Here is a 21,182-nt window from a genome sequence, read left to right as displayed (position 1 = left end):
ACGCATCACGGCGCGTTGTCCGCAGACGCCTTCGAAAATTCGGCCTGAATGGCGACGTGCACATCGTCGCCGACGGCCGGATACCACGTCGTCAGTCCGAACTGAGCGCGGCTGAAATGTCCGTCGGCGGAGAAGCCCAGCGTTTCCTGCTTCGTGAGCGGATTGACCGCGTGACCGTTGAACGTCACGTTGAGCGTGACCGGCTTCGTCGTGCCGCGTATCGTCAGATCGCCCGTCAATATGCCCTTGTCTTCGCCGGTGCGTTGAAACGCCGTGCTGACGAAAACGATGTCCGGATAACGCGCGCCATCGAACATGTCCGGCCCTTTCAGCATGCGATCGAGCAGCGGCACATTGGTGTTGACGCTGGACGCGTCGATTCGCGCGCGTACCGAGCTTCCGGACATTCCGTCCGCGTTCCAGTCGAGTTGCGCCGTGGTCTTATCGAATCGGATGACGAAGCGCGAGTAGTGGAAATGATCGACGTCGAAACTCACGTTCCAGTGATGCGGATCGAGCTGATAACGTCCTGCCGGCACGCTCGATTCACTCGACGAAACGTGATGCGTCACGACCTGAAGCGGCGTGCACGCCGTCAATGCGATCGCCGCGAGAAAAAGAACGAGACGCTTATAAGCCTTCATCGCGCATTGCCTCGAAAACAAAAATAGAACGTCGACAAGTTTCGCCGAGATCATCCGAACGCGCGCAAGCCGTCACGGACTTTTCGTCAGCACACACGAAAATGTCGCGATCGGGTAGAGTTCGCCTCGACCTACATCTCAAAAAAGCGGCGCCACCGTACGCGCGTTGGCGGATAAAACATGTGCACATGGCTGTCCCGATTCCGAACGTTTCGCGCGCACTTGTCGGCGGTTGCCGCGCTCGTCGCGCTGGGCTGGACGCCCGCCGCGCACGCAAGCTGGTGCGGCGACGGTCTCTGGCTCGACGCGATGGTCGCTTCGCATCACTTTCACCCGGACAAGGACTTCGAGCAATTCAATCCGGGCATCGGCGTGGAATGCTGGGTCACGCCGCAATGGGCGGTGACAGGCGGCTACTTTCGCAATTCGCTGTCGAAGCCGTCGTTCTACGGCGGCGGCGTGTGGGGACCGGACTTCCTTCACTGGAATTACATCAGGCTCGCAGTCATGGCCGGGCTCATCTCCGGCTACGACTACGGCAGCTACGGCCTCGGCCATAACCATACGGTCGGTCCGGTTGCCGCGCCGCTCATCATGCTGGAATACAAGCGCGTCGGCGCGAACATCATCCTGATTCCGCCGATCCCTTCGAGCGATCTTCCATTCACGCTTGGGTTCATGCTCAGAATGCGATTCTGAACATCGTGCGGGCTTTGTGGTTTGTGACGTACTCCCGAGCTCCAGACGACTGAACGAGAATCCAGCTAACGCCTTCGCGGCCGAGGCAAACCGGCGACGCTGTCAGGCGCGCCGCGCATGCGTTCATTACACCAGCGTTGGCGGCCCAACGATTGCTGAGGGGTGCGATGTGACGCATCGTGCACAGCAGACAAGAGAAAAGAATCAGCACGTAGACGAAAGAAAACGCCGCACGCATGGCTCAACGTCATAGGCCCGGCTTGGGCTCGCTACGCGATGTCGGCGTCACTCCGTGCCCGAGTCTCTCTGCGACCCCATCCATGAGCAAGCCAACCCAGATTCGCATGAAGCTCGACGAATATCGGCTGCAATGGCGCGTGCTGACCTTCTACGAGCGCTTCGAGCAGATCATCGCCCACATCCTGAGCGTCGTGATCTCGGTGATCATCGTCGTATCGCTGTGGCAGTTGATTCGGGCGGTCATAGCGCTGACGCTGTCGGGGGCGCTCGATCCGCTGGATCATGCGATCTTTCAGGCGGTTTTCGGCATGGTGATGACGTTGTTGATCGCGATGGAATTCAAGCATTCGATCACTCGCGTCATGTTAAGACGCGATCACATCGTGCAGGTCAAGACAGTGCTTCTCGTGGCGATGCTCGCGATAGCGCGCAAGTTCATCATCCTTGATCCAGCCACGGACCCGGGCCGCATTGCCGCACTGGCGGCCGCGCTGATCGCGCTCGGCAGCGTCTACTGGCTAATGCGGCAACGCGACGATCCCGTCGATGCGGCGATTGCAGAGCGCGCCGCGCGGGATCGCGAAAAGCGCGATTGATATTCTGTTGGCGTGCTGCCGATGCTTTCAGCGTCAATCTGGCAGCACGAACTCGGTACGCATGTCTTCGATCACCTTCTCGACGTGATGTACATAGTCCGCACCGAGGTCGTTGAGCGGCACGATGTTCCAGTTGCGGCCGGATGCGTCGGGCGGATGCCGCTCTGGCAGCGGTATGCGCACGCGCAAGGCTCCCGGCGCGTCAGCGGAGATTTTGGCCATGCGGCTTTGCAGTTCGTCGCGAATCTGCTCAGGGGTTCGAACGGTTTTCGGCATGGGTCTGCCTCCTTCGCTTGCACGTCTGGATCGTGACTGTTTGGGCGCAGACGTTGGACGCATGCACCGACGCCTCTTTGGAGTTTAGTCGCTAATTCGGATAGGCATCGACTGATGCAATGATCGTCCAGAAAAAGTGAGTGCATTCCTCCTCACAGCCCCGATTCTCGCTGTCTATTCCACGAATCCGGAATCTTCTTGAAGCGCACCTGCCTCACTGTCCCCGCGCCGCGTGCCGCAAGCACTCCAGCATCAACGTCGCAGCGGGCGTCAGCGGACTGTCCCTGCGCGTCACGATTCGCACCGACACGGCAGGCAACGGATCAACGATAGGAAAGATCGCGAGCCCTTCGCCGACCCATGGATGTTCCAGCAACGCGGCGGGCATCGCGGCGAGCGCATCCGAGCCACGCAACAACCCGTGCGCGATGATGAAGCTCGGACATTCGATCACGCGTTTGGGCACCATCAGACCGCGCTCGGCGTACGAATCGAGCAGCGCCTGCGTCGAACTTTCCGGCGACGGATTCAGCAGCCACTCCGCATCCGACAACTCCGCGAGCGACGTGCAGTGCCGCAACGGATGATCCGCGCGCCCGACGATCGCCGAGCGGCTCTCGTACAGCTCGATGTGATCGAACTCCGGCGCGAGATGTTCGGGCACGACGACCGCCACGACGAAGTCCAGCGAACCATCGCGCAGACGCGGCATCGCGACGCCCGGAAAGCCTTCGATGAAACTCACGCGCGCGTCCGGCATCTGCTTGCGAAACGCCCGATACGCCTGCGGCAATATCGATAGCGCGGCAGTCGGCGTGACGGCCGCGCTCACGCTGCCCGCGCCGGCGCCTTTCATCTGCGCGATGTCGTCTTCCGCGCGGCGCATTTCGCTGACGATCAGATGCGCCCGCACGCGCAACTGCTGCCCGAACGCCGTCAGTTGCACGCCGCGCGCGGTGCGCAACACGAGCGGTACGCCCAGATCCTGTTCCAGTTCCTTGATCGCCTTAGTCAGCGCCGCTTGCGACAAATGAAGGCTGCGCGCGGCCGCGCGAATGCTGCCTTGCTCGGCGGTCGTCAGGAAAGCGCGCAACTGATGATATTTCATGCTCATGGCCGACATCCTAGGGTTATCGCCGACAACTAATAGTCATCACGCAATAAATTTACCGTCTTTTGGTTTGCTTATCGGCTTTATATGCTTGGCACACATCGAATCGCATCGAGCAAGGAGCGTCATATGTTGTCAGTCGAGCCCGTCATCCCCGGCATTGCCGCCATCGCATCGGAATTCGTCGATGTGCGCCGGCGCATTCACGCGCATCCGGAACTTGCGTATGAGGAAACGCAAACCAGCGATCTCGTCGCGGGATTGCTCGCGCAATGGGGCTACGAAGTGCATCGCGGGCTGGGCAAGACGGGCGTCGTCGGCGTGTTGACGGAAGGCGAGGGCGGCAAGCGCATCGCACTGCGCGCCGACATGGACGCGTTGCCGATCGAGGAAGCCACCGGCCTGCCGTATTCCAGCAAACACGCGCGCACGATGCACGCATGCGGCCACGACGGCCACACCGCGATGCTTCTGTGCGCCGCGCGCCATCTCGCCGAAAGCCGCCAGTTCTCGGGCACGCTGATCGTGATTTTCCAGCCCGCCGAGGAAGGCGAGGCGGGCGCGCGCGCGATGATCGAAGACGGTCTCTTCGAAAAATTCCCGTGCGACGCCGTGTTCGGCCTGCACAACATGCCCGGCCTGCCCGCGGGCGACATGTTCTTCACGCCGGGTCCGGGCATGGCGTCGTCGGATCGGGTGAACATCACCGTGCGCGGCGTCGGCGGACATGGCGCGATGCCGCACGTCGCATGCGATCCGATGCCCGCGGTCGCATCGATCATGCTCGGTCTCAACAGCATCGTCGCGCGCGAAGTGGATGCGCAGAAATCCGCGGTCGTCACCGTCGGCAGCGTGCAGGCGGGCGAGGCGTGCAACGTGATCCCCGAGACCGCGCTGATGAAGCTCTCCGTGCGCGCGCTCGACGCGGGCGTGCGCAAGCAGCTTCAGGAGCGCATCACCGCGCTCGTGAACGCGCAGGCATTGGCGTTCGGCTGCACGGCCGACATCGACTACGAACTCGGCTATCCGGTGCTCGTGAATCACGCGGAACCGACCGCCTTCGCCACCGATGTCGCGACGAAAATGCTCGGCGCGCAACGCGTCGATCCGGCCGCGCGTCCGCTGATGGGCAGCGAAGACTTCGCCTTCATGCTCGAAGCGTGCCCCGGCACGTATGCGTGGATCGGCAACGGCATCGGCTCGAAGGGCGGCTGCATGGTGCACAACCCCGGCTACGATTTCAACGACGACATCCTCGCGATCGGCGCGAGCTACTGGGTGCGCCTGGCCGAAGCCTGGCTCGCCGACTGATCCTTCGGAATCCATCATGAACGCACCTACCTTTGCCAGCGCGCCCGCGAATCCTTCGATGCAAACCAGCCGCGCGGCGCGCACGCGGCTCGTTCTGGCGGCGGCGGTCGGCAACGCGCTCGAGTTTTACGACTTCATCGTCTATGCGTTCTTCGCGCTGACCATCGGCAAGCTGTTCTTTCCGGTGGACGATCCGGTCGGCCAGTTGCTGCTTGCGGTGGCGAGCTTCGGCGTCGGGTTCTTCACGCGGCCGATCGGCGGCTTGCTGATCGGCATGTACGCCGATCGCGCCGGCCGCAAGAAGGCGATGCTCCTCACGCTCGGGCTGATGGCGCTCGGCACCGCGATGATCGCCGTCGCGCCGACTTACGCGCAAGCGGGCATCGCCGCGCCGATCATTCTCGTGATCGCACGGCTGATTCAAGGCTTCTCGGCGGGCGGCGAAGTCGGCGCATCGACGACGCTGTTGCTCGAACAGGCGCCCGCGAACCGGCGCGGCTTCTATGCATCGTGGCAGTTCTCGAGCCAGGGACTCTCGGCGCTCGCCGGCGCGTTGACCGGCGTCGCGCTCACGGCGACGCTCACGACCGCGCAACTCGAAAGCTGGGGCTGGCGCGTGCCGTTCTTCATCGGCACGGCGATCGTGCCCGTCGGCTGGTGGCTGCGTCGCACGATGGAAGAAGCACCGCCGCAAAACGTCGCCGCCGCGCCCAAGGCACCGAAGATTCCGCTTGTCACCGTGCTGCGCGAACATGGCCGCGCGGTGCTCAACGGACTCGGCCTGACGATCGGCGGCACGTCGGCGCACTTCATCATCGTGTTCTATCTGTCGATCTACGGCGTGAAGACGCTCGGCCTGCCGAGCTGGACGTCGATGCTTTCGGGCTGCGTGTCGGGCGCGATTCTCTTTATCGTCGCGCCGATAGGTGGCTATCTGTCGGACCGCATCGGCCGCAACAAGCTCGCGCAGACGACGCGCATCCTGCTGATGCTCGCGATCTGGCCGGCCTTCGCGCTGCTGAACAAATCGCCGAACGCGACGACGCTGCTCGCGGTCGTCACCGTGCTCTCGATCGTGCATTCGCTCAACGTCGGTCCGACCGGCGCGATGCTCGGCGAGCTGTTCCCGCGTTCGGTGCGCGCGACGGGCGCGGCCATCGTCTACAGCATCGGCGTGGCGATCTTCGGCGGCTTCGCGCAGTTCTTCGTGACGTCGCTCATCGTCATTACGAAGAGCGTGATGGCGCCCGCGTGGTACGTGATCGGTTGCGGCGTGCTCTCCGTGATCGCGGTGGCGTGCATGCGCGAAAGGTCGCAGGAAATGCTCGACTGATCGTCAAATCTTGCGCTGCACGCGCGCCGGATGCGTATGCGAGGTGTATAACTCGACGTGTCCGGGTTTCTGAAAAGGCCGCCCGCGCGGCCTTTTTTACTGGATCCCACACTATGAAGAAAGCGCGATAAAGGGGACTTCCATGCGCAAGAAGCTACGCTCGCAAAGCTGGTTCGGCGGCAACGATAAAGACGCGTTCATCCATCGTTCGTGGATGAAGAACCAGGGCATACCTCACGATCAGTTCGATGGCCGGCCGGTCATCGGCATCTGCAATACATGGTCGGAACTCACGCCGTGCAACGCGCATTTTCGCGAGCTCGCGGAATACGTGAAGCGCGGCGTGCGCGAGGCAGGCGGCTTTCCGCTGGAGTTTCCGGTGATGTCGCTCGGCGAATCGAATCTGCGGCCAACAGCCATGTTGTTCCGCAATCTCGCGTCGATGGACGTCGAAGAATCCATACGCGGCAATCCGATCGATGGCGTCATTCTGCTCGTCGGCTGCGACAAGACCACGCCCGCCTTGCTGATGGGCGCGGCGTCGTGCAATCTGCCCGCGCTCGCGGTGTCGGGCGGACCGATGTTGAACGGCCGCTTTCGCGGCGGCACCATCGGCTCGGGCACGGGCGTCTGGCAGATGTCGGAGGAAGTGCGCGCGGGCACGATGACGCAGGAAGAATTCGTCGAAGCCGAATCGTGCATGAACCGGTCGCGCGGCCATTGCATGACGATGGGCACCGCATCCACGATGGCCTCGATGGTCGAATCGCTCGGCATGGGCTTGCCGCACAATGCCGCGATTCCCGCCGTCGATGCGCGCCGTCAGGTGCTCGCGCACATGGCCGGCCGACGCATCGTCGATATGGTCAAGGACGATCTCACGATGGACAAGATCCTCACGCGCGAAGCCTTCGAGAACGCGATCCGCACGAACGCGGCGATCGGCGGATCGACGAATGCGGTCGTGCATCTGATCGCGCTGGCGAAGCGTATCGGCGTGGAGCTCACGCTCGAAGACTGGGAACTCGGCAGCAAGGTGCCTTGCCTCGTGAATCTGCAGCCATCGGGCGAGTATCTGATGGAAGACTTCTATTACGCGGGCGGCTTGCCCGCGGTGTTGCGTCAGCTCGGCGAGCAAGGCTTGCTGCATCGCGATGCGCTCACGGTGAACGGCCGCACGATCTGGGACAACGTCAGCGACGCGCAGAACTACGACGAGAAGGTCATCACGCGGTTCGAGAAGCCATTCAAGCCGCACGCGGGCATCGCCGTGCTGAAGGGCAATCTCGCACCGAACGGCGCGGTCATCAAGCCATCGGCGGCGACGCAATCGTTGCTGAAGCATCGCGGGCGCGCGGTCGTATTCGAAAACGTCGAAGAGTTGCACGCGAAGGTCGACGACGATTCGCTCGATATCGACGAGCACTGCATCATGGTCCTGAAGGGCGCGGGGCCGAAGGGTTATCCCGGCTTCGCGGAAGTCGGGAACATGCCGCTGCCGAAAAAGGTGCTGCAAAAAGGCATCACCGATATGGTCCGCATCTCCGATGGCCGCATGAGCGGCACCGCCTACGGCGCGGTCGTGCTGCATGTGTCGCCGGAAGCGGCGGCGGGCGGTCCGCTCGCGCTCGTGCAGACCGGCGACATGATCGAACTGGACGTCGAAGCGCGGCGTCTGCATCTCGAAGTATCGGACGAAGAACTGGCGAAGCGCCGCGCCGCATGGCAGGCGCCCGAATTGCCGAAGCGCGGTTATTACCGCTTGTATGTCGAGCATGTCTTGCAGGCGGATCAGGGCGCGGACCTGGACTTTCTCGTCGGTTCGAGCGGCGCGCCCGTGCCGCGCGATTCGCATTGAGCGGAGGCAATCGATGACGAACCTGCAAACGCCGCCGCCCGGCATGTGGCCGGTGCTGTACGCCTATTTCGATGCGCTGAACCGCCTCGACCACGACGCCACGCGCAAGCAGATCGACGCGACCCTCGCGGCGGGCGCGCCGGCGATCGTCACGCTCGGTCTCGCGACGGAAGTGCATCGCCTGTCGGAAGACGAGAAGCGCACGATGATCGACGTATGCGCCGCGCATATCGCCGGTCGCGTGCCGCTCGCGGTCACGATCACCGGCGACAGCGTCGATGCACAAGTCGCGCTCGCAAGCCATGCGCTCGAACGCGGCGCGTCGTGGTTGATCCTTCAACCGCCGTCCAAACGCGGCGAGCCGGAAGCGTTCTACTACGACTTCTTCGCGTCGGTGCTCGAACGGACCGGCGCGAATGCGGGCATTCAGAACGCGCCGGAATATCTGGGCGTGGGTTTGTCGGCGGAATCGATTGCCGCGCTCGCTGCCGAGCGGCCGAACTTCCGTTTGCTGAAGGGCGAGGGCCCGGCTGTGACGATCCGCGCGACCATCGAACGATTGCGCGCGCTCGAACAGACGCTCGCGGTGTTCAACGGGCGCGGTGGCCAGGAACTCGTGGACAACTTGCGTGCGGGCTGCGATGGCCTGATCGTCGCGCCCGACGCGTTCGATCGTCAGGCCGCCATTTACGACGCGTTCGCCGAAGGCCGCGAGGACGATGCCGAATCGCTGTATGCGGAGACGCTGCCGGAAATCGTCTTCGTGATGCAGTCCCTGGAAACGCTCACCTGTTACGGCAAGCGCATCGCGGCGTGGCGCATGGGCTTTGACGTGCAGCACGATCGCGGCGCGCGTCCGACGCCGTTCGGCATCGAATGCGCGCGCCGTTTCGCGCAACGACTAGGGCCGACATCGCGCGTCTTGCGCCGATGAATCAGCGCGCCGCGTGCCGCGTGAAGCGCTGCTCGATCACGGATGTGCCCCATTGCGTGCCTTCGGCTTCATCGCTCAACGTGAATCCGAACGATTCGTACAAGTGGCGCGCGGCGTCCAGGCTCTTGAAGGTCCAGAGATACGTTTCGTCGTAGTGCGCGTCGACGAAGCTCATCGCGCGCGCCATCAATTGCCTGCCTATGCCGCTGCCCCGCAACGAATCGTCGACGATGAACCAGCGCAGATGCGCGACGCGCGTGGTGAGATCGCCATCGATCGCGAGCGAGCCGAGCGTGCGCTCGCCTTCCATCACGAGCCACAACGCGCGGCCTTCGACCGGCAGACTTTCCGCGAATGCGGCCAATTCCGTCGCGACCCTGCGCTCGAAGAACACGCCGAAGCCCGCGTGATGAGCGTAGAAACGCGCGTGCAGGCTCGCCACATCGCCGATGCAGCCGGGCCGGTATCCCTCGACGATGCGCGCGCTTTCCGTATGCGCGGCATGCGTCCTGTGATAGATCTTGTGTTCGTGACCGTGGGCGAGCGCATCGGCGTAGAGCGCGAGCGAGCGCACGAGCGTCTGCTGATCTTCGGGCACCATGCGGCGCAGCGCGTCGGAAACCTGATCGGTCGCGAACTTGTCGATCTTTCTGCGCAGCTTCTGTCCGTTCGCCGTGAGATACAGCTCGGACGAACGCGCGTCTTCGCTCGATGTCTGCCGCGTGACAAGCCCCGCCGCTTCGAGCCGCGCGATCTGCCGGCTGGCGTTGGATTTGTCGAGCCGCAGAATTTGCGCGATGTCGCGCGCCTGAATGCCGGGCGTCGCCCCGATCTCGATGATCGCGTGAACCGCCGAAGGCGCGAGTCCGCTGTCGGCCAGCGTGTTGCGCATGAAGCCCAGTTCGCGCACGAGCTTGCGCGAGAATTCGCGCAGTTCGAGAATGGTTTTGTCGCGCGATTGAACGGGTGTGTCGATGAAGTCCATGTCCTCTCCATCGGTTGCGAGGCGCAACCAAATGCCTCTAATTTAGTTGCGATCTGCAACTTTCGCAAGAAAAATCGCGCTCCCGAAAAGCCTCACCTTTAGCCGCGATGGCGCGCCAATTCGCTCGCGCGCCGCGGTTCCGCCACGCGCAGCAACACGATTGCGATGCCGCCCCACGCGAACTCGCGCACGCGCCGCGCACGATACAGACGGGGATGCTTAGGTAAGCGAACGAATGGACATTGAAATGCGAGCGAAAGCAATGTGTAGTGCGAGACGCGGCAAATATTCGCGGACAAAAAAAACCCGGCTCATGAGCCGGGTCGAAGGAGGTCGGGCGCGATTCCGAGGTCACGCCCGACCGCGTGGCACTCTGCTGGACGCCGCTGCGTGGGGACACGCGTGCGCGGCGCTCGACCGTGAGCCGTCGGGATGAAGCTCCACATGGAGCTGCACGAGCCAGGCGCCGGGACACGTTCCGTCGATGACGAATCTGTCGCTGGTCCAGGCGATGCGCCTTGCGGCTCTGGCCGCATCGAATTCGAGCTTGGCGATGCGTCGCACGATGAAGACGATGCCTGCCGCGCTCCCGAGCGTCGCGAGACGCATCGTCGTGGTTTCGAGCGCATGCACATGGCCCGTGCAACCGCAGACCGCGAGCCACGCCGCATCCGATGCCGCGACGCACAATGCGATCAGCACGGCGTTCGCACGCAGGGAAACGATAGTGGACGCTCGCATCGGCATCTCCGGGGCCGCACGGCCGCGAATCGGCGCGCTCGACGTATAGTGCGTGGACAAACCTTATGCGATGCTTAAGCCGCCGGCGCCGCAAGGCGTTATCGGGGACATAATGTGCGGCTGCGCGCAAAGCTTAAGTGGCGCTTAAGCATGCAAGCCGGACAATCGGCGGCGACCTGTTGAGCCTGGAGAAAGTGCATGCGCCTGTTATTGGTGGAGGACGACGAGATGATCGCGGAGACCGTGCTCGCCGCGTTGCGCCGCGCCGGTTACACGGTGGATTGGGCGCAGGACGGACGGGCCGCGGAGCTGTCGCTCGGCAACGGCGTGTACGACCTCGTGCTGCTGGACCTGAACCTGCCCAAGCGCGACGGCCTCGACGTGCTCGCCACGTATCGCAAGAACGGCGGCGACGCGCCCGTGATGATCCTGACCGCGCGCGATGCCGTCGATGACCGCATCCGCGGCCTCGACGCCGGCGCGGACGACTATCTGATGAAGCCCTTCGATCTCGACGAGCTCGCGGCTCGCGTCCGCGCATTGTTGAGACGCCGCACCGGGCACAAGCATCCGGTGTACTCGCATGGCGAGCTGACGCTCAATCCGGCCGCACACGAGGCGACCAAGGGCGGCGTCGCGCTCAATCTCGTGCCGCGCGAGTTCGCGCTGCTGCAGGCGCTGATCGAAGAGCCGTCGCGCGTATTTCGCCGCCCCGAGCTCGAAGAAAAACTGTACGGCTGGGGCGAGGAAGTCGGCAGCAACGCGATCGAAGTCCACGTTCACAGCTTGCGGCGCAAGATCGGCGCGGATGAGATCGTGACGGTGCGCGGCGTCGGTTATCGATTGAAGAGGATCGGATGACAACGATCCGCCGATGGCTGCTCGGCTGGCTCATCTGCAGCCTTGGCATCGCGTGCCTGATTGCGGGCGTCGGCATATTCGACGCCGCGCGCCTCGAAGCCGGCGAACTCTTCGACTACGAACTGCGCACCGTCGCGCTCTCGCTGCCGCATAACATCACCGCCGACGACGTTGCAGAGGGCCGCAATCCCGAACTGCACGGCATCGCGGACGACCGGCTCGTCATCGACATCTGGGATCGGACGGGCCGCCTCATCTATCACTCGCCGCGCGAGCCCGCCTTGCCGCGTTTCGGCGACGGTTTCGAATCGGCGGAGCGGGAAGGGTATCGCTGGCGCGCGTTCGGCGTCGCGCAGCCGGATCGCTTCGTGCAGGTCGCGCAGCCTTATTTCATCCGCGACGATCTCGCCATGGCGCTCGCATTGCGCACGATCTGGCCGCTCGCATTGCTGATTCCGGTGATCGTCGTGATCGTGCTTCTCGTCGTCGCGCGCGGGCTTTCGCCGGTGCGCTGGCTGTCGCAATCGCTCGTCGCGCGCTCGCCGGAATCGCTCGAGCCCGTCGTCTTCCACAAGCCGATGCCCGACGAGCTGCGTCCTCTCGTCGATGCGTTGAATGGCCTGCTCGCGCGTCTCTCGGAGGCATCGCAGGCGCAGCGCACGTTCGTCGCCGATGCCGCGCACGAACTGCGCACGCCGCTCACCGCGCTCAAGCTGCAAATCCAGGGCGCAATCGGCGATGGCTCGCTTCAGGTCGATGCCGCGACGCTCGCGAAGATCGACGGCCGGTTGAATCGCCTCATCCATCTCGCGCAGCAGCTGCTCAGCATGGCGCGCGAAGACGCCGCGCGCGAAGCGGCCATCGCGCCGATGAGCCTGCGCACGCTCTGCGAACTCCGCGTGAGCGATTTCTCGTTGCTGGCCGAAGCACGATCGATCGACCTCGGCCTGGAACTCGAACATGCGCTGGACGATCACGATCCGTTCACGATCATGGGCGACACGCACGCGCTCGCCGTCCTCGTGAACAACCTGCTCGATAACGCGATCCGTCACACGCCGCACGGTGGGCGCGTCGACGTGACCTTGCGGCGCCAAGCGGATGGCATCGCGCTCACCGTGCTGGACTCCGGCCCCGGCATTCCGCCGGACGAGATCGATCGCGTATGCGACCGCTTTTATCGTTGCGTCGGGACGTCGGGACACGGCAGCGGGCTCGGTCTCGCGATCGCGCTGCGCGTCGCGCAACGGCATCACGCGACGCTCGACGTCAGGAACCGCGATGACGCGAGCGGTCTGATCGTCGCGGTGCGCGGCTTGTGTCCGGTTGCGTCGGCGGCGCGCGCGAAGGATGTCGTCAGCGGAATGCATGCCTGAATGAAACCGCAAGAAGCGGGGCGTCGTGCGCTCGCCGCGCGGCGAAGCTGCTCGTTTCATCTTTCATGGCGGTCTGTCATGAAGACACTCGTTCTTCTATGCGCTTGTCTCGCGTGGACCGGCGCCGCGCTTGCAACGGACGCAGCGGAAGCGCCCGTTGCGGCTTCGTCCGCCGCACCGGAACCGAAGACCTTGAAGGAACGTCTCGGCGACAAGGCCAGCGACGATCAACGCGTGGACAATTGCAACGTCCCGGCGGACCGGCGCGGCACGAAAGTTCGTCCCGACAAGTGCATGCCTTGAAGCACGCGATTGTGTTACCTTTGACGTGGTGAACCATTTGGTACAAATTCAGGAGCCCGCCTTGTCATCCACTCAAGCATCGTCCGTCCTGCGCCTCGGCATTCTCGGTGGCGCGAACATCGCCAGACAATTCACGCGTGACGTGAGACCGAGCGAGCGCGTGCGCGTCGTCGCGGTCGCGAGCCGCAGCGACGAGAATGCGCAAGCCTTCGCGCAAGCAAACGGCATCGAAAAATGGTTCGGCAGCTACGACGCGCTGCTTGCGAGCCCGGACATCGACGCGGTTTACATTCCGCTGCCGAACAGCCTGCATGCCGAATGGGCGATCAAGGCCGCGGATCACGGCAAGCACATCCTGTGCGAGAAGCCGCTCGCGCTGGATCGCGACGAAGCCGCGCGCATGTTCGAGGCCGCCGATCGCAATGGCGTGCTGCTGCTCGAAGCGTTCCCATACTATTTCCAGCCGCAGACCGCGACGATGATGGCGCTAATCGGCGAAGGCGCGATCGGCGACGTGCGCGCGATTCAGGCGAACTTCGGCTTCACCGTCGGCAATCCCGGCGCAAACATCCGCATGAAGCCCGAGCTCGGCGGCGGCGCGCTGCTCGATGCGGGGAGTTATCCGCTGAGCCTCATTCGTCTCGTGATGGGCAGCGCGCCGCAACGCGTCGATGCAATCGCGACATGGGCCGACAGCAACGTCGACATCAGCCTCATGGCGACGCTCATCTACGCCGATGGCCGCCGCGCGCAAGTCTCGTGCTCGATGGATGCGGCGAATCATCGGCACGCGACGATCATCGGCACGCAGGGCACGATCGACACCGAATATCTGAATCACACGAGCGCGCAGACGGCGGGCGATCAATACGGCTATCTGCCGAGCCAGATGCGCTTGCGTCGCGGCATTCCGAATTCGGTGCCGTTCGAGACGGTCGAGTCGGACACCGGAAGCGGCTTCTTCTTCGCGGCGGAAAGCTTCGCGCGCATGGTCGCAACGCACGGTGCCGCCGCCATCGAGTACTACGCGCAAGTGAGTCTCGACAATGCCGCGACGCTCGCCGCGATCATCGCAAGCGCGCGCAGCGGCAAGCCCGTCACGCTGTGATTCGCGCGCGAGCGCATCTCGTCAACGCCTGACGATCACCACTTCCATGTATTCGCTCGGCACGACGAGCGAAGACGGTCCCGCAACATTGCAGCGTTCGAGCAGGCCGCCGATCTCGCGTTCGAGATCGGCCTGCTTCGCTGCATCGAGCGCCGCGAACGCGCGATGCACGGGCCCGTAGAAATCGCGGAACACCTGTATCCAGTGCGCCGGCGATTCATAGCGCATGTTGAAGTACTTGCGTACGCAACGAATATCGGCTGCCTCGGCGCCGAAGAGCGCGACGAGATGCGGCTCGGTGCCCCAAAGCGCGGGCGATTGCAGCCCCGCGGGCGGCGGCACGTAAGCGCCGATGATCTTGAACAACTGGCCGATGAAACCCTCGGGCGTCCAGTTCGCCATGCCGATGCGTCCGCCGCTCTTCGCCACGCGCAGCATTTCGCTCGCCGAGCGCCTGTGATCCGGCGTGAACATCGCGCCGAATGTCGACAGCACCACATCGAAGCTGCCGTCGTCGAAGGGCAGGTTCTCGGCATCGGCGACCTCGAAGTCGATCGCGAGTCCTTCGGCTTGCGCGCGCGCACGGCCTTTTTCGAGCAGCGCCGGAACGTAATCGGTCGATGTCACGCGGGCAAAACGTCGCGCGGCGGCGAGCGTCGCATTGCCGTTGCCGGCGGCCATATCGAGCACGCGCTCGCCGGCGCGCACATCGATCGATTCGGCAAGCATCTCGCCGACGATCTGCAATGTCGTGCCGATCACCGCGAAGTCGCCACTCGCCCAGGTGGCTTGCTGGCGGGCCTTGATCGCGGCGAAATCGGGTTGCTGTGATTTGGCCGGCTCGTCGCAGACCGCGGATGTATTCAACGCATGCATGGTTCGTTCTCCAGTTCCGGATGATGTGTCGAGCGTCGCCCTGATAGCGGGCAGATGCAGTATCCCGTTACCATCGCTTCGACGCCTGTCCGCAAGTCGCCGCGAATTGTCCGTTCGTCCGCTTTGCGATGCTTACGATCACCGGGAGACGCCATGAGTCTCGACATCCTGTCCGACGTGCTGCGCACCGTGCGCTTGCGCGGCGCGCTGTTCTTTCACGTGAGCGGCAATCGAAGCTGGGCGGCCGAAGCGCCGCCCGCGCGCGACATCGCGAGCATCGTCATGCCGGATTGCGAGCATGTGATGGAGTATCACGTCGTGACGCACGGCAACTGCTGGGGCGCGCTCGTCGGCGAAGCGCCGGTGCGTCTTGCGAGCGGCGACATCATCGTGTTTCCGCACGGCGACGCGCATGTGATTTCGAGCGCGCCGGGCATTCGCGCCGAAGCGGATATCGATCCGTTCTCGATGAAGATCGATCAGCTGCCCTTCACGCTGACCTACGACGCGGTCGAGGCGCGCAACAATCGACGCCCCGACGACGCGTATGAAACGATGCTCGTATGCGGCTTTCTCGGCTGCGATCTGCGTCCGTTCAATCCGCTGATCGCGACGTTGCCGCGCCTCTTGCATCTGAAGGAATCGGGCGCGCAGGGCTGGATTAATCACTTCATGCAGCAGGCCGTCGTCGAATCGCGTCACAAGCGGCCGGGCGGCGAAGCGATGCTCGAACGCATGAGCGAGATGATGTTCGTCGATGCCGTGCGCCGTTACGTCGATGTACTGCCCGATGAAAGCCGCGGCTGGCTCGCGGGCCTGCGCGACCGATTCGTCGGGCGCGCACTCGCCGTCATGCACGATGCGCCCGCGCACGAGTGGACCGTCGAAGAACTGGGCGAGCGCGTGGGCCTCTCGCGTTCGGCGTTGCACGAGCGCTTCAGCGAGATCATCGGCTTGCCGCCGATGCAGTACCTCGTCAACTGGCGCATGCAGGTCGCGGCCGGACTGCTGCGCAACACGAACGCGACGATCGCAGCGGTCGCGCAGGACGTCGGCTATGCATCCGAAGCGGCGTTCATTCGTGCGTTCAAGCGCCTCGTCGGCAAGCCGCCCGCGACGTGGCGCCGGGAGAAAACGCGCGTGGAAGCCGAGGCGCAAGCACATTGATTGACGCCGGGCGATTCTCTGACTAGAGTCAGAGATATGAACCCGACCGACATCAGCCAGATTCGCAGCTTCAATCGCACCGTTGCCGAGGGCATCGGCGCGCTCAACGAGCATTTTCTCGGGCGCGGCCGTCCGATGGGCGAATCACGGCTCATCTGGGAAATCGGTGCGCAGGGCGTCGATCTTCGCGTGTTGCGCGAGCGTCTCGGTCTCGATTCGGGTTACGTGAGCCGCACGCTCGCCGCGCTGCAGCGACAAGGTCTCGTCGCGGTCGAGTCTCGTCCCGATGACCGCCGCGTGCGCCGCGCGAGCCTCACCGATGCGGGCTGCGCCGAACGTGAAGAACTCGAAAGGTTATCGGACGCGGTCGCGGGGGGCATGCTCGCGCCGTTGAACGATGCGCAGCGCAAGCGGCTGATCGCGGCGATGGCCGAAGTCGAGCGCTTGCTGCAACCTTCGCTGATGCGCTTCGCGATCGAAGACCCGACGAGCGAGGATGCGCAATGGTGCATCGACCAATACTTCGCGGAGTTGAACGCGCGCTTCGAAGCGGGCTTCGATCCGTCCGTCAGCCTGTCCGCCGATTCGCGCGAATTGACGGCGCCGCAGGGCGCGCTGATCGTTGCGAGGCTGCGCGGCGCGGCGATAGGCTGCGTCGCGCTCAAGTTCCACGGCGCGTCGCCGGCCGAGTTGAAGCGCATGTGGGTGAGCGCCGGCGCGCGCGGACTCGGCGTCGGACGTCGGCTGCTCGAAGAGGCCGAACGGCTCGCGTCGAAGAACGGAGCGAAAGCCGTGCGTCTGGAGACGAACAAGGCGCTCGGGGAAGCGATCGGCCTGTATCGGCGATCCGGCTATGTCGAGGTCGCGCCGTTCAGCGACGAGGCTTACGCGCATCACTGGTTCGAGAAGAGTTTGCGTTGACGCCTCCCGTCAGCGCGATGACGAGATCGAGAAACGCGCGCGTCTTCGCCGGCGGATGATGCCGCGACGGATAAAACGCATACAGCGGAAAGCGCTCGTCGGGCCAGTCGGGGAAGAGGTCGATGAGCTTGGCATCGGCGATCAGATGTTCGTGACCCAGCAGCAGAATCTGCGCGACGCCATAGCCTGAGAGCAGCGTGCTCAGCATCGTGCCGGGATCGTTGAGCGTGAGACGGCCGTGCGTTTCCACCGTGATGCGCTTCTTCTTGCGATGAAACTCCCACGCGAACGGCCGTCCCGTTTCGGGATCGCGAAACTCGATGCACGTATGCGTGCCGTCTGCGAGCGCCTGCGGGGTAGCGGGCGTGCCGCATCGCTTGATATACGACGGCGCGGCGACGGTCCGCACCGGCGTATCGAGCAGCTTGCGCGCGACGAGACTCGAATCGCGCGGCTCGCCGAAGCGCACGGCGAGATCGAAACCATCCGCGATCATGTCGCCGAGACGGTCGCTCGTGATGAGTTCGAGTTGCAGATCGGGATGCGCCTTCAGAAACGCGTCGAGCTTCGGGCCGAGCAGAAGCCGCGAGAAGATCGGATCGACGTTCACGCGCAAGCGGCCGCGCACCGCCGTCGCCCCTTCGGATGCCGTGGCCGCCGCTTCCTCCAGTCCCGCGAGATGCGGCATGACGTGCTCGAAGAAGCGCCGGCCATCGTCGGTGAGCGAAACGCTGCGCGTCGTGCGATCGAAAAGACGAATCTTCAGACGCGCTTCGAGACGCGCGATCGCGCGGCTCACGCCGGGTTGCGACATGCCGAGCCGATCGCTCGCCGCGGCGAACGTGCCTGCATCGACGATCGCAGCGAACACGCTGATGCCGTTGAGGATGCGTTCGTTGAAGCCGGCCATTCATGCCTCCGCGTCATGGATGAGAAGGCATTCATGTTATCGCGTCACGCAAAAAAACGGGCCCCGAAGGGCCCGGAAGATCACTCCAACACGGTCAACTCATGCGTGGTGCGCTTTCGCGACCTTGTCCACGGAGATCGAATCGGCGCGCAGGCGCTCGTATTCTTGCTGGCTCATCGGCACGGCGTCCTTCTTGCCGAGATCGCTCAGGCGGATGCGATACGTCTCACGCGCCGAGTAAGCCGCGATCGCCGCGATGATCGTCACGCCGAAGGCAATGGCGCCGACCGTCAGCGGAATGTTGTCCGACCCCGGCGGCGCAACGGCCGCGAAGAGTGCGGGCAACAGCGCGGTGATCGTCGTGCCGATGTTCTGCGAGATCGCCATCGCCGAAACGCGCGAACGGGTCGGGAAGAGTTCCGGATAGAAGCTCGGGAAGATCGCGTTATAGCCTTGATACACGACACCCCACATCAGCAGCGACATCAGGAACGCGAGCGGCACGCTATGGATGCTGATCGCGTAGAGATACGCGAAGGCCAGCAGACCGGAGATGAGCGAGCCGCCGATCATCATCGGGCGACGGCCGATCTTGTCCGACAGATTGCCGACGAACGGAATCACCAGCACCGCGACGATGTTGCCGACGACCGGAATCCACAGATACACGCTCTTGTGGAAGCCGATGCCGTAGGAAGACTGCACCGCATACGCCGCACCGAAGATCGTCGCGACCACGGGAATCACGTTCATCAGCGCCATGCAGACGACGCGGATCATGTCGGGCGTGCTGTTGGCGAACGCTTCCTTGATCGGCGACTTCGGCACACCGCCATGCGATTCCTCGGACGTGAACGCGGGCGTTTCATGCACTTCCTTACGGATGATGTAGCCCGCGACCAGCACGAAGGCCGACAGCAGGAACGGCACACGCCAGCCCCACGAGTTGAACATGTCTTCCGGCATGAACGTGGCGAGCGGCAGGAACACGGCGGCCGCGAGAATCTGGCCGGCCTGCACGCCTTGCAGCGTGAAGCTCGCGTAGTAGCCGCGTCGGCCGAACGGCGCGTGCTCGAGAATCATCGAGCTCGCACCGGAGATTTCACCGGCCACCGCGAAGCCTTGAAGCAGGCGCAACACGACGAGCAGCGCGGGCGCGGCCATGCCGATCTGGTGATACGTCGGCAGCAGGCCGACAGCCATCGTCGAGATACCCATCAGGAACATGCAGACGAGCAGCACGTTCTTGCGGCCGTGCGTATCGCCCAGATGACCGAGCACGAATGCGCCGATGGGACGCGCCACGTAGCCGACGCCGTAGGTCGCGAGCGACGCGATGATCGCCACCTTCGGATTGCCCGACGGGAAGAACAACTGCGGGAAAATGAGTGCAGCAGCCTGGGCGTAAATGAAGAAGTCGTAATACTCCAGCGCCGAGCCGATCCAGCCGCTCGCGGTCGCTTTTTTCGCCTGGCGGCCGCCGTGCGCGTCTTCCTTAGGGCTAGCCATAGAGATGTCTCCGAACAATGGGTTTATGGAGTTGAGCCTGGAATCTGGCCGAGCGGCGGAGCGTTTTGGTTTGTCGCAATACGCGCGCTCTGAAAGTGATTGGAGAATAAAAGCGCAACCCCTTTCGATCAACGATTTATGATAAATTTTGCGCGATTATCGCACGCGCGTGTCCGATAATCGATCACTTTGGGGGTTAGCACTAGCAATTGACTTTGATGGAGCGCCGAAACATCGGCCCATCCATAACTAAACAAGCATACAAGCATGACTAAACCGGAACTCGACAAGCGCGACTGGATCGCCGGACTGGAGAAGGGACTGGCGATCCTCGAAGCCTTCGACGATCAGCACGCGCGCATGACGCCGACGCAAGCCGCGGCGCGCACCGGCCTCACGCGCACGGCGGCGCGGCGTTATCTGCTGACGCTTGCGCATCTCGGTTACGTGCAGACCGACGGCAAGCTCTTCAATCTCACGCCGCGCGTGCTGCGCATGGGCTGGTCGTATTTCGAGTCGGCGCGGCTGCCGCGCATCGTGCAGCCTTATCTGCAGCAATTGAGCGCGCTGATTCACGAGTCGGTGTATGTCAGCGTGCTCGATGACTGGGACCTCGTGATCATCGCGCGCAATGGTTCGACGCGCGTGATGACGACCGGCTTCGTGCTCGGCGCGCGCGTGCCGGCCGCGCTGATGTCGGGCGGCATCGCAATGCTCGCGTATATGGACGAGGCATCGGTGCGCGGCTGGCTCGAAGCGACCGAGTTCAAGCCCTTCACGCCGCTCACGATCACGAACAAGGAAAAGCTATACGAGAAGATCAGGCAGGCGCGCGTGGATGGCTACGTCGCGATCGAGCAGCAATTGCAGATGGGCGTGCGCGGCATCGCGGTGCCGATGAAGAACCGGCACGGCGAAGTGGTCGCGGCGTTGTCGGCGAACATGCCGATCGGAAAGGAAACCGCCGAGGCAGCGCTTGCCCGCGTGCTGCCGCCGTTGCAGGAGACGGCGTTGTCGATGTTGAACGTGATCTGACCGCGGCGAGATCGCGCAAAGGTGAGGGTTTTCGGGAATGCGTGTCGAATGGCGCTCGCAGCCCTTGTTTAAAGGTAATTTCTGAATCGCCTATGACGTAAAGGTGAGCGTTTTCGGGATCAGACCGCATCATCCTCACTTTTACCTAATTCCCCAGCTCCACATTCCCCCCACGGTTGCAGCGACCAGCGTTCGCAACGCCAAGCGGATATCGACACAAGGAAAGGGGAATCGACATGACTCAGTTCGACGCGAAACGGCTTCTCAGTCTGTCGGCAGCAACGGTCGCCACCGCGCTTTCACTCGGAGTCGGCTCAGCGCCGGTTTATGCGCAGACATCGCCGGTCAACATGCGCGTTGCACGACCAACTGAGCTCTGACACGATGA

At 63.6% G+C, this 21,182-nt stretch carries 22 protein-coding genes; 14 read left to right on the top strand and 8 right to left on the bottom strand.

Going from position 1 to position 21,182, the window contains the following annotated elements; all coding sequences use genetic code 11:
• Window positions 1-5: 5 nt before the first annotated feature.
• On the bottom strand, window positions 6-644 hold the full coding sequence (locus tag BG60_RS18205; RefSeq protein ID WP_034472270.1) for a YceI family protein: 639 nt from the start codon (window positions 642-644) through the stop codon (window positions 6-8).
• 180 nt (window positions 645-824) lie between these two features.
• Here BG60_RS18205 and BG60_RS18200 point away from each other — a divergent pair, with 180 nt between their 5' ends.
• Window positions 825-1,343, top strand: coding sequence for a hypothetical protein (locus BG60_RS18200; protein ID WP_008354217.1), 519 nt, complete (start codon window positions 825-827; stop codon window positions 1,341-1,343).
• 344 nt (window positions 1,344-1,687) lie between these two features.
• Window positions 1,688-2,179 (top strand): phosphate-starvation-inducible PsiE family protein, encoded by a 492-nt coding sequence (locus BG60_RS18195; protein WP_008354218.1) that lies wholly within the window; start codon window positions 1,688-1,690, stop codon window positions 2,177-2,179.
• Between the two features lie 33 nt (window positions 2,180-2,212).
• Here BG60_RS18195 and BG60_RS18190 read toward each other — a convergent pair whose 3' ends face one another.
• Both BG60_RS18190 and BG60_RS18185 read right to left on the bottom strand, forming a co-directional pair.
• Complete coding sequence (locus tag BG60_RS18190) at window positions 2,213-2,455, bottom strand: hypothetical protein (RefSeq protein ID WP_008354219.1); 243 nt, start codon at window positions 2,453-2,455, stop codon at window positions 2,213-2,215.
• A gap of 214 nt (window positions 2,456-2,669) precedes the next feature.
• Window positions 2,670-3,563, bottom strand: a complete 894-nt coding sequence (locus BG60_RS18185; protein WP_033535848.1) for a LysR substrate-binding domain-containing protein — start codon at window positions 3,561-3,563, stop codon at window positions 2,670-2,672.
• Window positions 3,564-3,695: 132 nt separating this feature from the next.
• On the opposite strand from BG60_RS18185, the gene BG60_RS18180 reads away from it, so the two are divergent.
• The 4 genes from BG60_RS18180 (at window position 3,696) to BG60_RS18165 (ending at window position 9,002) form a co-directional block, all read left to right on the top strand.
• Complete coding sequence (locus BG60_RS18180) at window positions 3,696-4,877, top strand: M20 aminoacylase family protein (RefSeq protein ID WP_008354221.1); 1,182 nt, start codon at window positions 3,696-3,698, stop codon at window positions 4,875-4,877.
• 16 nt (window positions 4,878-4,893) lie between these two features.
• The gene (locus tag BG60_RS18175) at window positions 4,894-6,210 is read left to right on the top strand and encodes an MFS transporter (protein WP_034472267.1); all 1,317 of its coding nucleotides are present in this window, start codon (window positions 4,894-4,896) and stop codon (window positions 6,208-6,210) included.
• A 142-nt stretch (window positions 6,211-6,352) separates the two neighbouring features.
• On the top strand, window positions 6,353-8,068 hold the full coding sequence (locus BG60_RS18170) for an IlvD/Edd family dehydratase (RefSeq protein WP_008354222.1): 1,716 nt from the start codon (window positions 6,353-6,355) through the stop codon (window positions 8,066-8,068).
• Window positions 8,069-8,081: 13 nt separating this feature from the next.
• The gene (locus BG60_RS18165; RefSeq protein ID WP_008354223.1) at window positions 8,082-9,002 is read left to right on the top strand and encodes a dihydrodipicolinate synthase family protein; all 921 of its coding nucleotides are present in this window, start codon (window positions 8,082-8,084) and stop codon (window positions 9,000-9,002) included.
• Between the two features lies 1 nt (window position 9,003).
• Here the strand turns inward: BG60_RS18165 and BG60_RS18160 are convergent, their stop codons facing one another.
• Both BG60_RS18160 and BG60_RS18150 read right to left on the bottom strand, forming a co-directional pair.
• Window positions 9,004-9,987, bottom strand: a complete 984-nt coding sequence (locus tag BG60_RS18160; RefSeq protein WP_008354224.1) for a bifunctional helix-turn-helix transcriptional regulator/GNAT family N-acetyltransferase — start codon at window positions 9,985-9,987, stop codon at window positions 9,004-9,006.
• Window positions 9,988-10,338: 351 nt separating this feature from the next.
• Window positions 10,339-10,728 carry a hypothetical protein gene (locus tag BG60_RS18150; RefSeq protein WP_144403588.1) on the bottom strand — a complete coding sequence of 130 codons (390 nt, stop codon included), beginning with the start codon at window positions 10,726-10,728 and terminating at the stop codon, window positions 10,339-10,341.
• A 198-nt stretch (window positions 10,729-10,926) separates the two neighbouring features.
• Here BG60_RS18150 and BG60_RS18145 point away from each other — a divergent pair, with 198 nt between their 5' ends.
• From BG60_RS18145 to BG60_RS18130, 4 genes are all read left to right on the top strand, one after another.
• Window positions 10,927-11,589: a response regulator gene (locus tag BG60_RS18145; RefSeq protein ID WP_008354227.1), complete on the top strand. Its 663-nt coding sequence runs from the start codon at window positions 10,927-10,929 to the stop codon at window positions 11,587-11,589.
• Window positions 11,586-12,965 (top strand): ATP-binding protein, encoded by a 1,380-nt coding sequence (locus BG60_RS18140; RefSeq protein WP_008354229.1) that lies wholly within the window; start codon window positions 11,586-11,588, stop codon window positions 12,963-12,965. The genes BG60_RS18145 and BG60_RS18140 overlap by 4 nt, the downstream gene beginning before the upstream one ends.
• Before the next feature lie 78 nt (window positions 12,966-13,043).
• Window positions 13,044-13,268: a hypothetical protein gene (locus BG60_RS18135; RefSeq protein ID WP_235366157.1), complete on the top strand. Its 225-nt coding sequence runs from the start codon at window positions 13,044-13,046 to the stop codon at window positions 13,266-13,268.
• A 61-nt stretch (window positions 13,269-13,329) separates the two neighbouring features.
• Window positions 13,330-14,376, top strand: coding sequence for a Gfo/Idh/MocA family protein (locus BG60_RS18130; RefSeq protein WP_008354231.1), 1,047 nt, complete (start codon window positions 13,330-13,332; stop codon window positions 14,374-14,376).
• Between the two features lie 21 nt (window positions 14,377-14,397).
• Here BG60_RS18130 and BG60_RS18125 read toward each other — a convergent pair whose 3' ends face one another.
• Window positions 14,398-15,252, bottom strand: coding sequence for a class I SAM-dependent methyltransferase (locus tag BG60_RS18125; protein ID WP_034472261.1), 855 nt, complete (start codon window positions 15,250-15,252; stop codon window positions 14,398-14,400).
• 153 nt (window positions 15,253-15,405) lie between these two features.
• Between BG60_RS18125 and BG60_RS18120 the strand changes: the two genes are divergently transcribed.
• A complete protein-coding gene (locus tag BG60_RS18120) occupies window positions 15,406-16,419 on the top strand; it encodes an AraC family transcriptional regulator (protein ID WP_008354233.1) in 1,014 nt (337 codons plus the stop codon).
• A 36-nt stretch (window positions 16,420-16,455) separates the two neighbouring features.
• Window positions 16,456-17,340, top strand: coding sequence for a bifunctional helix-turn-helix transcriptional regulator/GNAT family N-acetyltransferase (locus tag BG60_RS18115; RefSeq protein ID WP_008354234.1), 885 nt, complete (start codon window positions 16,456-16,458; stop codon window positions 17,338-17,340).
• Here the strand turns inward: BG60_RS18115 and BG60_RS18110 are convergent.
• Both BG60_RS18110 and BG60_RS18105 read right to left on the bottom strand, forming a co-directional pair.
• Window positions 17,291-18,250 carry a LysR family transcriptional regulator gene (locus BG60_RS18110; RefSeq protein WP_008354235.1) on the bottom strand — a complete coding sequence of 320 codons (960 nt, stop codon included), beginning with the start codon at window positions 18,248-18,250 and terminating at the stop codon, window positions 17,291-17,293. The genes BG60_RS18115 and BG60_RS18110 overlap by 50 nt on opposite strands.
• Before the next feature lie 99 nt (window positions 18,251-18,349).
• Window positions 18,350-19,759, bottom strand: a complete 1,410-nt coding sequence (locus BG60_RS18105; protein ID WP_008354237.1) for an MFS transporter — start codon at window positions 19,757-19,759, stop codon at window positions 18,350-18,352.
• 267 nt (window positions 19,760-20,026) lie between these two features.
• Here BG60_RS18105 and BG60_RS18100 point away from each other — a divergent pair, with 267 nt between their 5' ends.
• Entirely contained in the window at window positions 20,027-20,794 is a 768-nt protein-coding gene (locus BG60_RS18100; RefSeq protein ID WP_008354238.1) for an IclR family transcriptional regulator domain-containing protein, read from the top strand.
• Between the two features lie 236 nt (window positions 20,795-21,030).
• Window positions 21,031-21,174 (top strand): hypothetical protein, encoded by a 144-nt coding sequence (locus BG60_RS38760; protein ID WP_160172899.1) that lies wholly within the window; start codon window positions 21,031-21,033, stop codon window positions 21,172-21,174.
• The last annotated feature ends 8 nt before the right edge of the window (window positions 21,175-21,182 follow it).

This window comes from Caballeronia zhejiangensis (genome assembly GCF_000698575.1).
GTDB lineage: Bacteria > Pseudomonadota > Gammaproteobacteria > Burkholderiales > Burkholderiaceae > Caballeronia > Caballeronia zhejiangensis.
Note: the sequence above shows the minus strand (reverse complement) of the source record. Positions and strands in the feature narration are given on the sequence as shown.

Bases quoted from the DNA above. Each gene is read 5' to 3' on its own strand.
- BG60_RS18120 (WP_008354233.1), top strand. From the start codon at position 15,406: ATGAGTCTCGACATCCTGTCCGACGTGCTGCGCACCGTGCGCTTGCGC.
- BG60_RS18195 (WP_008354218.1), top strand. From the start codon at position 1,688: ATGAAGCTCGACGAATATCGGCTGCAATGGCGCGTGCTGACCTTCTAC.
- BG60_RS18180 (WP_008354221.1), top strand. From the start codon at position 3,696: ATGTTGTCAGTCGAGCCCGTCATCCCCGGCATTGCCGCCATCGCATCG.
- BG60_RS18145 (WP_008354227.1), top strand. From the start codon at position 10,927: ATGCGCCTGTTATTGGTGGAGGACGACGAGATGATCGCGGAGACCGTG.
- BG60_RS18200 (WP_008354217.1), top strand. From the start codon at position 825: ATGTGCACATGGCTGTCCCGATTCCGAACGTTTCGCGCGCACTTGTCG.
- BG60_RS18165 (WP_008354223.1), top strand. From the start codon at position 8,082: ATGACGAACCTGCAAACGCCGCCGCCCGGCATGTGGCCGGTGCTGTAC.
- BG60_RS18100 (WP_008354238.1), top strand. From the start codon at position 20,027: ATGACTAAACCGGAACTCGACAAGCGCGACTGGATCGCCGGACTGGAG.
- BG60_RS18105 (WP_008354237.1), bottom strand. From the start codon at position 19,759: ATGGCTAGCCCTAAGGAAGACGCGCACGGCGGCCGCCAGGCGAAAAAA.
- BG60_RS18135 (WP_235366157.1), top strand. From the start codon at position 13,044: ATGAAGACACTCGTTCTTCTATGCGCTTGTCTCGCGTGGACCGGCGCC.
- BG60_RS18170 (WP_008354222.1), top strand. From the start codon at position 6,353: ATGCGCAAGAAGCTACGCTCGCAAAGCTGGTTCGGCGGCAACGATAAA.
- BG60_RS18185 (WP_033535848.1), bottom strand. From the start codon at position 3,563: ATGAAATATCATCAGTTGCGCGCTTTCCTGACGACCGCCGAGCAAGGC.
- BG60_RS18115 (WP_008354234.1), top strand. From the start codon at position 16,456: ATGAACCCGACCGACATCAGCCAGATTCGCAGCTTCAATCGCACCGTT.
- BG60_RS38760 (WP_160172899.1), top strand. From the start codon at position 21,031: ATGACTCAGTTCGACGCGAAACGGCTTCTCAGTCTGTCGGCAGCAACG.
- BG60_RS18160 (WP_008354224.1), bottom strand. From the start codon at position 9,987: ATGGACTTCATCGACACACCCGTTCAATCGCGCGACAAAACCATTCTC.
- BG60_RS18125 (WP_034472261.1), bottom strand. From the start codon at position 15,252: ATGCATGCGTTGAATACATCCGCGGTCTGCGACGAGCCGGCCAAATCA.
- BG60_RS18190 (WP_008354219.1), bottom strand. From the start codon at position 2,455: ATGCCGAAAACCGTTCGAACCCCTGAGCAGATTCGCGACGAACTGCAA.
- BG60_RS18140 (WP_008354229.1), top strand. From the start codon at position 11,586: ATGACAACGATCCGCCGATGGCTGCTCGGCTGGCTCATCTGCAGCCTT.
- BG60_RS18110 (WP_008354235.1), bottom strand. From the start codon at position 18,250: ATGGCCGGCTTCAACGAACGCATCCTCAACGGCATCAGCGTGTTCGCT.
- BG60_RS18175 (WP_034472267.1), top strand. From the start codon at position 4,894: ATGAACGCACCTACCTTTGCCAGCGCGCCCGCGAATCCTTCGATGCAA.
- BG60_RS18150 (WP_144403588.1), bottom strand. From the start codon at position 10,728: ATGCGAGCGTCCACTATCGTTTCCCTGCGTGCGAACGCCGTGCTGATC.
- BG60_RS18205 (WP_034472270.1), bottom strand. From the start codon at position 644: ATGAAGGCTTATAAGCGTCTCGTTCTTTTTCTCGCGGCGATCGCATTG.